Raw genomic sequence first — 12,629 nt, 5'->3', positions numbered from 1 at the left:
CGCTCGCTCGAGGTCCTATCGATGACTCAAGAACCACTTGTTCGCGAAGCCGAGGTGGCCGCATTTCGCGACGCCGTCTTGACCAAACTCACCTACGCGGTGGGCAAAGACCCGGATCACGCCTTCGACCACGACTGGTTCGAAGCCATTGCCCTGGCGGCGCGTGATCATATGGTCGAGCACTGGATGGATCACACCCGACAGATCTACCGCAAAGGCCAGAAACGGGTTTATTACCTCTCTCTTGAATTCCTCATCGGCCGTTTGCTCTACGACAGCCTGAGCAACCTCGGCCTGCTCGATGTGGCCCGCGAGGCCATGACCGAGCTTGGCGTCGACATCGAACGCATCCGTCTACTGGAGCCCGATGCGGCACTGGGCAACGGTGGCCTCGGGCGTCTGGCGGCGTGCTTCCTGGAAAGCATGTCGACCCTCGGCATCGCCGGCCATGGCTATGGCATTCGTTATGAACACGGTTTGTTCCGTCAGGCCATCGTCGACGGTTGGCAGCAGGAACAGACCGAACACTGGCTGGATTTCGGCAACCCGTGGGAGTTCGAGCGGCCAGAGGTTGCCTACCCGATCGGCTTCGGCGGCAGTGTCGAAACCGTGACTGATGAAACCGGTAAATCCAGGCAGGTCTGGTCCCCGGCGGAAACCGTGCGGGCCATTGCCTATGACACCCCGGTGGTCGGTTGGCGCGGCGCGAGTGTCAACACGCTGCGGTTGTGGCGTGCCCGGGCCATGGAAGAGTTGCACCTGGAACGCTTCAACGCGGGCGACCATTTGGGCGCGGTAGCAGAAGTGGCCCGGGCCGAAAGTATCTCCCGGGTGCTCTATCCGGCTGACAGCACCGAGGCTGGCCAGGAATTGCGCCTGCGTCAGGAATACTTCTTTGTCGCCGCATCCTTGCAGGATTTGTTGCGTCGCCATCGCAACATGCACACCTCGGTGCTGACCCTGGGCGATCACGCGGCCATTCAACTCAACGACACCCACCCCTCGATTGCCGTGGCCGAGCTGATGCGTCAGTTGGTCGACGTCTATGACGTGGCGTGGGATGCAGCGTGGCAGATCACGGTCGACACGCTGTCGTACACCAACCACACGCTGTTGCCCGAAGCGCTGGAAACCTGGCCGGTGGGCTTGATGGAGCGGATGTTGCCGCGGCACATGCAGATCATTTACTTGATCAACGCCCAGCACATCGACTCGCTGCGAGCCAAAGGCATCCACGATTTCGACGTGCTGCGTGCGGTGTCGCTGATCGAGGAAGACAACGGTCGCCATGTGCGTATGGGTAACCTGGCGTTCCTCGGTTCCCATAGCGTCAACGGCGTGTCCGGCTTGCACACACAGCTGATGCGCAACACGGTGTTCTCCGAACTGCACAAGCTCTACCCGGAACGGATCAACAACAAGACCAATGGCATTACCTTCCGCCGTTGGCTCTACCAGGCCAACCCCGAGCTGACTTCAATGCTGGTCGATGCCCTCGGCCCGGCGCTGCTGGACAACCCCGAGGAGGGCTTGCTTGCGCTGGAGCCGTTCGCCGAGAAAACCGCGTTTCGCAAGGCGTTCGCCGAACAGCGTCTGCACAGCAAGAAAGCCCTGGCGTACCTGATTCATGAACGGCTGGGCATTGCGATCAACCCAGCGGCAATGTTTGACGTGCAGGTCAAACGGATCCACGAATACAAACGCCAGTTGCTCAACCTGCTGCATACCGTCGCGCTGTATCAGGCGATTCGTGCCGAGCCGGAAATCGACTGGGTACCACGGGTGAAAATCTTCGCCGGCAAGGCAGCGGCCAGCTATCACCAGGCCAAGATGATCATCAAACTGGCCAATGACATCGCGCGGGTGGTCAACAACGACCCGACCGTGCGCGGCTTGCTCAAAGTGGTGTTCTTGCCCAACTACAACGTCAGCCTGGCCGAAAGCATTATTCCGGCGGCGGATTTGTCGGAGCAGATTTCCACCGCAGGCTTCGAAGCCTCAGGCACCAGCAACATGAAGTTCGGCCTCAACGGCGCGCTGACCATAGGCACCCTGGACGGGGCCAACGTGGAGATGAGCGAGCGCATTGGTGTCGAACACATGTTCATCTTCGGTCTCAGCGCCGAGCAAGTGGAAGCGCGCAAGCTCAACCATGAGTTCAGCGCGGCACCGGACATTGCCGCCTCCCATCGACTCAACGATGTGCTGCAAGCGATTCGCGGCGGGGTGTTCTCACCGGACGATCCGTCCCGTTACACCGCGCTGATCGATTCGTTGGTGGATTATGACCGCTTCCTGGTCTGCGCCGATTTCGACTCCTACTGGAACGCCCAGATGCGGGTCGAGGCCCACTGGCACGACTCGAAAGAGTGGTGGCGCTCGGCGGTATTGAGCAGCGCGCGGATGGGCTGGTTCTCGTCCGACCGGACTATTCGCGAATACGCCACGGATATCTGGAAGGCTTTGGAGTAACTTTTAGCAATAATTGCGAGCCAAGCCCGACGGTTGTTGGGCCGGGCCGATATACTAAGCGCCAGTTGCACCGGATGTTTCAGTGACCGCTGCGCGGTCAATCGCGGGCAAGCCTCGCTCCTACAGGCGCAAATCCTGTAGGAGCGAGGCTTGCCCGCGATGACGTCAGTGCAAACGCCACAAGGCAATGGGCCGCTTAGGGATATCGACCATGCAATGGATGTTCATGCTGATTGGACTGCTGCTGGGCTGGATACTGGACGAGTCGTTCAGCGATGCGCTGCTGGGCGCTTTGCTCGGGTTGGGTATCGGCCAGGCCATTCGCATCGGCCGCTTGAGTACTCAAACGGCCGAGCAGCGACGCTTGCTCGATCAGGCGCAAGTGGCGCTGAATGCGGTCGAGCAACGACTGGCATTGCTGGAGGTGTCGGGCGTCCAAGCCCCTCAAACCAGCGAACAGGTTGCCAGCGAACCCGTTCCCGCCCCTGAAATCATGCTCGATCAAACCCCTGTCGCTACCCCGGAGTTGATCTGGGAACTGCCGCCTGAGCTTGAACCGATAGCGGCCGCGACCACCGAAACCAGTCGTCCGCTGCCCGATGATGCCTGGAAACCCGAACCGGTTGCCCGCGAACCACAGCAACCGGCTGAGCCACGTGGCCCGAACTTTATCGAGCGCGCCATCAGCGGCGCACGCAGCTGGCTGTTCGGCGGCAATACCGTGCTGCGGGTCGGCGTGGTGCTGTTGTTCCTCGGCCTGGCCTTCCTGTTGCGTTACGCCACCGAAGGCATGGTGGTGCCGGTCGAGCTGCGTTATGCCGGTGTGGCGGCGTCGGCCTTGGGCTTGCTTGCGCTGGGCTGGTGGTTACGGCTGCGCAACAGCAGTTATGCGCTGATGCTGCAAGGCACCGGGATCGCGGTGTTGTACCTGACGGTATTTGCCGCAATGCGCCTGCATCCGCTGCTCGACCCTACGGCGGCATTGGGGTTGCTGGTGGTGGTGACGGTGTTCTCGGCGATTCTCGCCATCACCCAAAATGCCTTGGGCCTGGCCGCCGCTGCCGCGCTGGGCGGTTTCGCCGCGCCGATTCTGACGTCTACCGGCGCCGGCAACCATGTCGCGCTGTTCAGCTACTTTGCCTTGCTCAATGCCGGCATCCTCGCCATCGCGTGGTTCAAGGCCTGGCGGCTGCTCAACCTGATTGGTTTTGTCGGCACCTTCGGCATCGGGTTGGCCTGGGGCCTGCGTTCCTATAAACCGGAACTGCTGTGGAGCACCGAGCCGTTCCTGATTCTGTTTTTCTTTATGTACCTGGCCATCGGTCTGTTGTTCGCCCGGCGCAAGCTGCTGGAAATGAGCGATGCGCCCGAGGACGATAGCCGCGATGCGCTGCTGCACTGGTCGGCGCGCAAGGGCGATTACGTTGACGGCACGATGCTGTTCGCGCCACCGCTGGTGGGCTTCGGTTTGCAGTTCGCATTGGTGGAGCATCTGGAGTTTGCCGCTGCTTTCAGCGCCTTGGCGCTGGGCATGATTTATATGGGCCTGGCCCGATTGCTGATGGGTGGCCGAGCGCTGTTGTTGGCGGAAACCTGCCTGGCGCTGGGGGTGATTTTCGCCAGCCTGGCGATCCCCTTGGGGCTCGACGCGCGTTGGACCGCAGCCGCCTGGGCGGTGGAAGGCGCGGGGATTTTCTGGCTTGGCCTGCGTCAACAACGACCGCTGGCACGAGCCTTTGCCTTGCTGCTGCAACTGGGCTCGGCACTGGCCTTTCTCAGTGAACTGCGCAGCGGCGAGAGCAGCCTGCTCGATGGTGCACCGCTGGGGGCGTTGATGCTCGGCGTGGCGCTGCTGTTCAGCTTCTACCAATTGCGCAAAGCGTTACCTGAACAGGCGTTGCCGTGGGAACGCCAAGGGTTGCCGGTGCTGGCGTGCCTGGGGCTGACGTTCCTTTATCTGCTGGCGCCGCTGTTTTTCTTCACTCACGGCACGGCGATCAGTTGGGCGCTGGCTGGTTTGGCGACGCTGTTCGTCGGCCTGCGCCTGCAGTCGCGGGCGTTCCTGTTCACCGCGTTCGCCGTGCAACTGCTCGGCGGTACGTTGTTCCTGTTGCGACTGCAAGGGGCGAGCGGTGAGTCGGCAGCGGTGTTCAGCGCCGGTTGGAGCGGTTTGCTCAGCGCGTCCCTGATCGGGTTGGCATTGATCGCCGGCATGTTGCTGGCGGCTCGCGACGACATGGTGCGCAGTGACGTGCGTTTGCTGCGCGGCTTGTCGGTGGTGTTGCTGGCCGGCCTGGTGCTGATGAACCTTGCCGTGTTGTTTGTGTTGCCGTGGCAAACCGCGAGTGCGGTGTGGGCCGCCAGTGGTTTGCTCATCATCTGGCTGAGCCTGTACCTGAAGCAGCGCGTGAGTTTTGTCTTTGGTCTGCTGTTGCAGGTGATCGGTGGCGTGGCGTTCCTGTTCGCCGGGCCAGAGCTGCTCGGGCCGCTACTCAGCGAAGGGCTGCGACCGCTGGCGCATAGCGGGTTCTGGACACCGCTGGTGCTGGGGCTGGCGGCATTTGTCGGGGCTTGGCGTTTGCAGCTCGGCAACCATGCTTCGGCTTTCGATGTGTTGAGCCTGCAGCGCTTGTCCGAAGTGTTGCTGGTGTGGGGCGCGGGTTGGTGGGCGCTGGCGTGGGTCAGCGAAGTGCTGCGCTTTGCGCCGGTAAATCTGCAAGCGACGTTGTTGCTGGCGGTCGCGGCCGTGAGTGTCGCGTTGTGGGCGGTACTGGCGTTGCGCCTGAAGTGGTCGTCGCTGGGTTTGCTCTGCACCTTGCTGATTCCAGCCGCCGGTCTGGTGCTGCTCGCCGCGTGGCATTCGCGTTATCACCCAGCGGCCAATTTTGGCTGGCTGGTGTGGGTTGCGGTGTTTGGCGTGCATTTCTTGTCTCTGCGGCGTCTGGCGCCGATGCTCCCCGCAAGAGCCCTGAGTACCGCCCATGTATTTGGCTGCTGGCTGTTGATCGGTGTGCTGGCCCTGGAGCTGCGTTACGGTCTGCTGCTGTTGTCGGAGCAGTACAACGCCTGGCGCTGGTTGGGTTGGGCGATTCTGCCGAGCCTGTACCTGGTGCTGATGGCCGCACCGCGTACGTGGCCATGGCCGGTGTCGGCTTATCCGCGCGAGTACCGGGTCTATGCCGCTACGCCGCTGGCGGTGTTGATGCTCGGTTGGTTCTGGCTGGCGAACATCGCCAGTGACGGCACCGCCGAGCCGTTGCCGTATGTGCCGCTGATCAACCCGCTGGAGCTGGGCCTGTTGTTCGCCTTGTTCGGCGTTTACGTCTGGTCCCGAAGCGCCGTGACGCAACTGGCGATCCGCAAGGATTACGCCGATAACGCCACGCAGGTGATTGCCGGGGTTTCGCTGTTCGCCTTCTTCACCGCGCTGGTTATGCGTGCGGCTCACCACTGGGGCGACGTGCCGTTCGCGCTGGATCTATTGCTTGAATCGATGCTGGTGCAGGCAGGCCTGTCCATCGTCTGGACCCTGATGGCCCTGAGCCTGATGATCGGCGGACATCTGCGTCATCGCCGCGAAGTCTGGTTGATCGGCGCGGCGCTGATCGCGCTAGTGGTCGCCAAGCTGTTCTTTGTTGAATTGAGTAACCGCGGCGGGCTGGCGCGGATCGTGTCGTTTATCGGCGTTGGCGTCTTGCTGCTGGTGGTGGGCTATTTCGCCCCGTTGCCACCCAAGCGTGCCGAGGCTGAGCCGAGTGCTGGAAAACCGGCCGCTGAAACCGAAGGAGTGTCGTCTTGAGTCAGAAGCTGAACCTGGGCTGGTGGGGTGCTGTTGTATTGGGCGTGACACTGTCGGCCGGCGCGCAGGAAAAACCGGCGGACTTTGCCGCGCAGGTGCCGTTGTCCGTGAGCGGCGAGGGCCCGTGGTATCGCCTTGAGTTGCCCTTGGGTGTGCAACTGAAAGCGCGGCAAACCGATCTCAGCGATCTACGCGTGTTCAACGCCGCTGGTGAGCCTCAGGCATACGCTCTGGCCCGGGAGCCCGCACAGACCCGCGAAAACCGCACGTTGACCGACGTAAAGTGGTTCCCGTTGTACAACTCGGCGGATGCCACCGAACACGCGCCGAGCGTACGGGTGCAATCGAGCGCCAACGGCACGTTGGTCGAAGTGCAGCCGTCCAGCCAGTTGGAGGCGGGCGAAGAAGAGCTGCGCGGCTGGTTGCTCGACGCCAGCGGCATCAAGGCGCCGTTGCAGCAGTTGATCCTTGACTGGACCAGCGAACGCGACGGTTTCCAGCGTTTCAGCATCGAAGCCAGCGACGATCTGCAGCATTGGCAGTCGTGGGGCGAAGGACAGGTGGCGCGGCTGACCTTTGCCGACGAACGGGTCGAGCAACATGAAGTCGGTTTGCCGGGGCAATCGGCGCGCTACCTGCGTTTGTTGTGGAGTTCGCCACAATCGGCGCCGGTGCTGACATCGGCGCAACTGCAAAGCGCCAACCCCCGCACCTTGCCGCTGCCGTTGGTCTGGTCGCAACCGTTGGCCGGCAGCAGCGTGAAGGCCGGTGAGTACATCTGGCAATTGCCGATGGGGCTGAACATCCAGCGCGTGCAGATTGAACTGAGTCAGCCCAATAGCCTGGCACCGGTAACGTTGTCGGGGCGCCGGGAGACCAGCCTGCCGTGGCAACCGCTGACCAGCGGTTTGCTTTATCGCCTGACCCAGAATGGCCAGGACGTGGTGCAAAACGAATTGCAGCTACCGGGCCAGACGGTGCAGCAATTGAAGTTGACGGTGGATGAGCGCGGCGGAGGTCTGGGCACCGAAGCGCCGACCGTACGGTTTGCCGTGCGCTCCACGCAACTGGTGTTCCTGGCACGCGGGGCCGGGCCTTACACCTTGGCGCTGGGGAGCGCGACGGTGAAGGCGGCGAGCCTGCCATTGTCGACGCTGATTCCGGATTACAGCGCGTCGAAGCTGGCGGCGTTGGGCAAGGCGACGGTGGACAGTGGGGCAGTGGTGACCCCGGCGGCGACAGCGCCAACGGTGCTGGGCACGAACTGGAAAAAAATCGGGCTGTGGGCGGTGTTGCTGCTCAGTGTGCTGGCTTTAGGGGCCATGGCGTTCAGTTTGCTGCGCAAGCCCCCCGTCAAACCCTGAGGAAGGCGTTCTTCCTGCCACCAAAAATATTGAAACTGCCGCCAATCGCGGCCCATTTCGAACTACGCTCAACCCCGCGCATGAACTCTATTGGACGTATCACGTCTGATAGGAGGAAATGCGCCCCGACTCGCGTTAAACTGCGCGGGTTTTTAGCCCCCCCATTCCCCCGGAGCCGTCCATGTCCCGCGTTACCCTGAGTCGCTATTTGATTGAGCAGACCCGCAGCAACAACACTCCTGCCGATCTGCGTTTCCTGATCGAAGTGGTGGCGCGTGCTTGCAAGGAAATCAGCCACGCCGTCTCCAAAGGCGCCCTGGGTGGTGTCCTGGGCAGCATGGGCACCGAAAACGTCCAAGGCGAAGTGCAGAAGAAACTCGACGTGCTGTCCAACGAGATCCTGCTTGAAGCCAACGAGTGGGGTGGTCACCTGGCCGGCATGGCGTCCGAAGAAATGGACAATGCCTACCAGATCCCGGGCAAATACCCGAAAGGCGCCTACCTGCTGGTATTCGACCCACTGGACGGTTCGTCGAACATCGACGTCAACGTGTCGGTCGGCACCATCTTCTCGGTACTGCGTTGCCCGAACGAGCACCTGAGCCAGAACGAAACCCTGAGCGAAAAAGCCTTCCTGCAGCCAGGCACCAAGCAGGTTGCCGCCGGTTACGCGATCTACGGTCCACAGACCATGCTGATCCTGACCCTGGGCGATGGCGTGAAAGGCTTCACCCTGGACCGTGAAATGGGCAGCTTCGTCCTGACCCACGAAGACATCAAGATTCCGGAAACCACTCAGGAATTCGCCATCAACATGTCCAACCAGCGTCACTGGGAAGCTCCGGTAAAACGCTACGTGAGCGAGTTGCTGGAAGGCGAAACCGGCCCGCTGAAAAAGAACTACAACATGCGCTGGATTGCCTCGATGGTGGCGGATGTGCACCGCATCCTGACCCGTGGCGGCCTGTTCATGTACCCACGCGACAGCCGCGAGCCGTCCAAGCCGGGCAAACTGCGCCTGATGTACGAAGCCAACCCGATGTCGTTCCTGGTGGAACAAGCCGGCGGCGCCTCCACCGACGGTCACCAGCGCATTCTCGACATTCAGCCAGAAGGCCTGCACCAGCGCGTAGCGGTGTTCCTCGGCTCGAAAGAAGAAGTCGAGCGCGCCACGGCTTACCACAAGGAATAAAACATGACCGCGCCCTGGCAGCCGTTACTCGAATGGTGGTTTGGATCTTTCGAATCACCCAACGAAATAGCGGCTGACAAGGGCAAGTTATGGTTCGGCAAGCGCGACAGCCAGGACCTCGAAGCGCGGACGCGTTTCGGAGACCAGGTCGAGCAGGCACTGGCCGGCGGATTGACCGAATGGGCGCAATGCCCCGAAGGTTGGCTGGCCTTGGTGCTGCTACTCGATCAACTGCCGCGAATGATCTTTCGCGACACCCCCAAATCCTTTTCAGGCGATCTCAGGGCTCAGGCACTGGTAGCGCAAGGTATTGCTGCGGATTTCGATCGGCAACTGCGACCGATCCAGCGAGTATTTATCTATCTGGTGTTCGAACACTGCGAAAATCTGGCGGTGCAGAATGAAGCGGTTTCGCGGTTTCTCGACCTGGTTGAACAGCAACCGGAGGCGGATCGGGCGGTGTTTGCCGATAACCTGGATTATGCCGAGCGGCATCGGAAGATCATTGCGCGGTTTGGCCGGTTTCCCCATCGCAATGCGGTGTTGGGGCGTGAATCTACGGCTGAAGAGCTGGAGTTTCTTTCAGGACCCGGGTCTCGCTTCTAAAGTTTCTTTGCGGCTAATGCCGTCTTCGCGGGCAAGCCTCGCTCCTACAGGTCAGTCCCTGTAGGGGCGAGGCTTGCCCGCGAAGGGGCCCTTGAAAACACTAAATCCTGAAACTACCCACCAACTGCTTCAACCGCGCCGCCTGCTGCTCAAGATCGGCACACGCACGCAAAGTTGACTGCAAGTTCTCCACGCCTTCCTGGTTCAGCGTGTTGATCTCGGTGATGTCGACGTTGATCGATTCCACCACGGCGGTCTGTTCTTCGGTCGCGGTGGCCACGGACTGGTTCATCCCGTCGATTTCACCGATACGCTGCGTCACGCTGCCCAGGCGTTCGCCGGCCTGGTTGGCGATGCCGACGCTGCTTTCGCTCTGGCGCTGGCTGTCGGTCATGGTGCTGACCGCTTCCCGGGCGCCAACTTGCAGCTCTTCGATCATCCGCTGCACTTGCTGCGCCGAATCCTGAGTGCGGTGGGCGAGGTTGCGCACCTCATCGGCGACCACGGCAAAACCACGCCCGGCTTCACCGGCACGGGCCGCTTCGATGGCCGCATTGAGTGCCAGCAGGTTGGTTTGCTGCGAGATGCTGGTGATCACTTCCAGAATCTGGCCGATGTTCACTGTGTTGCTGTTGAGGGTTTCGATGTTGCCGCAGGAGTCGCTGATTTTTGCCGACAACTGTTGCATCGCGGCGATGGTTTTATCCACCACTTGCTGACCGTCTTCGGCCAGGCTGCGCGCGTCGCTCGAATGCTGCGAGGCGAGGGCAGCGTTCTGGGCGATTTCCTGGGCGGCGGCACCGAGCTGGTTGATCGCCGCCGCGACGCTGCTGGTGCGCGAGGTCTGCTGATCGGAGTTGAACATCGACGAGTTCGAGGCCGCCACTACGCGCAGGGCGACTTCATTGACCTGGCCGGTGGCCGAGGACACTTCACGGATCGAAGTGTGAATCCGTTCGACGAAGCGGTTGAACGATAGCCCCAGTGCGCCGAATTCGTCCTGATTCTGGATGGTCAGGCGCTTGGTCAGGTCGCCTTCGCCCTCGGCGATGTCATGCATGGCGCGGCCCATGGTCAGCAGCGGTTGCATCAGCACGCGGATCAACATGCCCAGCAGCGCGATGATGATCACTACGGCGATGACCATGGCGATGATCGCCGAGGTGCGGAATTCACTGAGCATCGAGAGCGCAGTGTCCTTGTCCAGCACCAGCGCTACGTACCAATCCGCCGACGGTACACCGTTAACGTGAGTGAAGGAGATAAACTGGGTTTTGCCATCCAGTTCGACTTCCTTGAGGCCCGGGCTGACTTTCGGCGCGCCATTGGGGTAAGCATCGGCCAGGCTCTTGAGTATCAGTTTGCTGTCGGGGTGAATCAGGATCTTGCCATCGGCGCTGACGATAAAGGCATGGCCATGACCGCCAAAATTCAGCGAGTTGATAATCGCGCTGACGCTGGACAGGTCGATATCCGCGCCAGCGACGCCAATCATCTGGTTCTGGTGCTTCACCGGCGTGGCAACAGTGATTACCAATTTGCCAGACGATGCCGCGATGTAGGGTTCTGTGACAATGGTCTGCTGCGCACTGTTGGCCGCCTTGTACCAGCCGCGGGCGCGAGGGTCGTAGTCCGCGGCGCGGTTGCCGGCCGGGATCGAGAACATCACGCCATCAGTGCCACCGAAGTAGCTCAGCTGGAAGTTGCCGGTGTAGGCCGGCAAGTCGATGGCGCGCTTCAGGTTGGTTTGCTCGCTGCCGTCCACGGCGATCTGCTGGGACAGCGATTGCAGCAATTGAATGCGGCTTTCCAGCCAGGTCTGGATGTTGCTGGTGGTCAGGCTGCCGAGTTCTTGCATTGAGGACTCGGTACTGCTGAGCAGGGTCTGACGCTGGCGGTAATCGTTGAACAGGATGAAACAGGCGAACGCAACAGCCACTACAAGGGCGGCTGCCAACAAGATTTTGTGGCTGAATTTCATGTTTCTGGTCATTAAATGATCTACCGCGGAGGGCTGGTCAACAAGGGGTGTCAATTTGCCACAGTGGAAGGCTTTGCGCTGCTTCTATGTCGACTGGCCGGCGCCAAAGATTAGGCGGCTTGCGACGAAAACCGACGAAATACCCAGTGGCGAAAGAAAGTGGCTGATTTATCGGTAAAACGCTGACGAGCGGCCTAATAAATAGCCGGAAGGTGAGGGAACCAGACAGGGGTTTTCTCTTCTAAGCTTCTGGTTGGCAACATGCCACCCCTCTTCCGCTCCAGGAGTTACACCATGTCGCTGCGTTCTATCGCCTTGCTCTCGTTCTGCGTGTTATTGGCCGCGTGCGGCAAGATCAATCAGGAAAATTATTCGAAATTGTCGACCGGTATGCCCAAGTCCGAGGTTGAAACCTTGCTGGGTAAACCAACCGATTGTTCCGGCGCGCTCGGTATGTCCAGTTGCACCTGGGGCGACAAAAACAGCTTTATCAGCGTGCAGTATGCCGGTGACAAAGTGCTGATGTTTTCTGGCCAAGGCCTGAAGTAAACCGGGGCTATTCGCCCACGGGAGAAAAAAATAATGAAGCGGTTACTGATCGTTCTTTTTGCCGGCCTGGTATTGGCCGGCTGCGCCACTTCTGGCGTAGATCCTTTGGCGCCCAAGACCGTCAACAGTGTCAACCTCAAGCGTTATCAGGGAACCTGGTACGAGTTGGCGCGTCTGCCGATGTATTTTCAGCGCAATTGCGCGCAATCCGAGGCCCATTACAGCCTCAAACCTGACGGTGACATGGCAGTACTCAATCGTTGCCTGACGTCGGATTGGCAATGGGAAGAGGCCAAAGGGACGGCTTATCCACAGGTGCCCGGCAAAGCCGACAAGCTGTGGATCAAGTTCGATACCTGGTTCTCACGACTGATACCGGGTGTGGCGAAGGGAGAATACTGGGTTCTGTACGTCAGCGATGATTACAAGACCGCGATTGTCGGCGATCCGGGCCGCCGTCATCTCTGGCTGCTGTCACGCACCCCGACGGTCAATGGGGTGGTGCGAGAAGAGCTGCTGAGCAAGGCGCGTCAGCAGGGCTATGACACGACACGGCTGATCTGGCGTGCGTCGGATAGCAAGATGGCCAAGACTTCGAACTGATTTACGCATAACTCTGTGGGAGCGAGCCTGCTCGCGATGGCGGACTTTCAGTCAACATCATCT

General features: G+C 60.7%; 8 protein-coding genes and 1 pseudogene. 7 read left to right on the top strand and 2 right to left on the bottom strand.

From position 1 onward, the window contains the following. Positions 1-21 precede the first annotated feature (21 nt). The 5 genes from ACZ9BB_RS22215 to ACZ9BB_RS22195 all read left to right on the top strand — a co-directional run bounded on the left by ACZ9BB_RS22215 (position 22) and on the right by ACZ9BB_RS22195 (position 9,433). Positions 22-2,472 (top strand): glycogen/starch/alpha-glucan phosphorylase, encoded by a 2,451-nt coding sequence (locus ACZ9BB_RS22215; protein ID WP_476216242.1) that lies wholly within the window; start codon positions 22-24, stop codon positions 2,470-2,472. Between the two features lie 211 nt (positions 2,473-2,683). After that, positions 2,684-6,271 (top strand): DUF2339 domain-containing protein, encoded by a 3,588-nt coding sequence (locus ACZ9BB_RS22210; protein WP_476216240.1) that lies wholly within the window; start codon positions 2,684-2,686, stop codon positions 6,269-6,271. Further along, the gene (locus ACZ9BB_RS22205) at positions 6,268-7,635 is read left to right on the top strand and encodes a DUF3999 domain-containing protein (protein WP_476216239.1); all 1,368 of its coding nucleotides are present in this window, start codon (positions 6,268-6,270) and stop codon (positions 7,633-7,635) included. The genes ACZ9BB_RS22210 and ACZ9BB_RS22205 overlap by 4 nt, the downstream gene beginning before the upstream one ends. Positions 7,636-7,816: 181 nt before the next feature. Next, a complete protein-coding gene (locus tag ACZ9BB_RS22200; RefSeq protein WP_476216238.1) occupies positions 7,817-8,827 on the top strand; it encodes a class 1 fructose-bisphosphatase in 1,011 nt (336 codons plus the stop codon). Positions 8,828-8,830: 3 nt separating this feature from the next. After that, a complete protein-coding gene (locus tag ACZ9BB_RS22195) occupies positions 8,831-9,433 on the top strand; it encodes a DUF924 family protein (RefSeq protein WP_476216237.1) in 603 nt (200 codons plus the stop codon). Positions 9,434-9,533: 100 nt separating this feature from the next. On the opposite strand, the gene ACZ9BB_RS22190 is transcribed toward ACZ9BB_RS22195, so the two are convergent. Then, complete coding sequence (locus ACZ9BB_RS22190) at positions 9,534-10,298, bottom strand: methyl-accepting chemotaxis protein (RefSeq protein ID WP_476218386.1); 765 nt, start codon at positions 10,296-10,298, stop codon at positions 9,534-9,536. Positions 10,299-10,391: 93 nt separating this feature from the next. Further along, positions 10,392-11,414 (bottom strand): annotated as a pseudogene (locus ACZ9BB_RS22185) (HAMP domain-containing protein); the annotation flags it as partial. Positions 11,415-11,708: 294 nt separating this feature from the next. On the opposite strand from ACZ9BB_RS22185, the gene ACZ9BB_RS22180 reads away from it, so the two are divergent. Further along, the gene (locus ACZ9BB_RS22180) at positions 11,709-11,963 is read left to right on the top strand and encodes a hypothetical protein (RefSeq protein WP_476216235.1); all 255 of its coding nucleotides are present in this window, start codon (positions 11,709-11,711) and stop codon (positions 11,961-11,963) included. 33 nt (positions 11,964-11,996) lie between these two features. Beyond that, the gene (locus ACZ9BB_RS22175) at positions 11,997-12,566 is read left to right on the top strand and encodes a lipocalin family protein (protein WP_476216233.1); all 570 of its coding nucleotides are present in this window, start codon (positions 11,997-11,999) and stop codon (positions 12,564-12,566) included. The last annotated feature ends 63 nt before the right edge of the window (positions 12,567-12,629 follow it).

Source organism: Pseudomonas sp. TE3552 (genome assembly GCF_056278945.1).
Note: the sequence above shows the minus strand (reverse complement) of the source record. Positions and strands in the feature narration are given on the sequence as shown.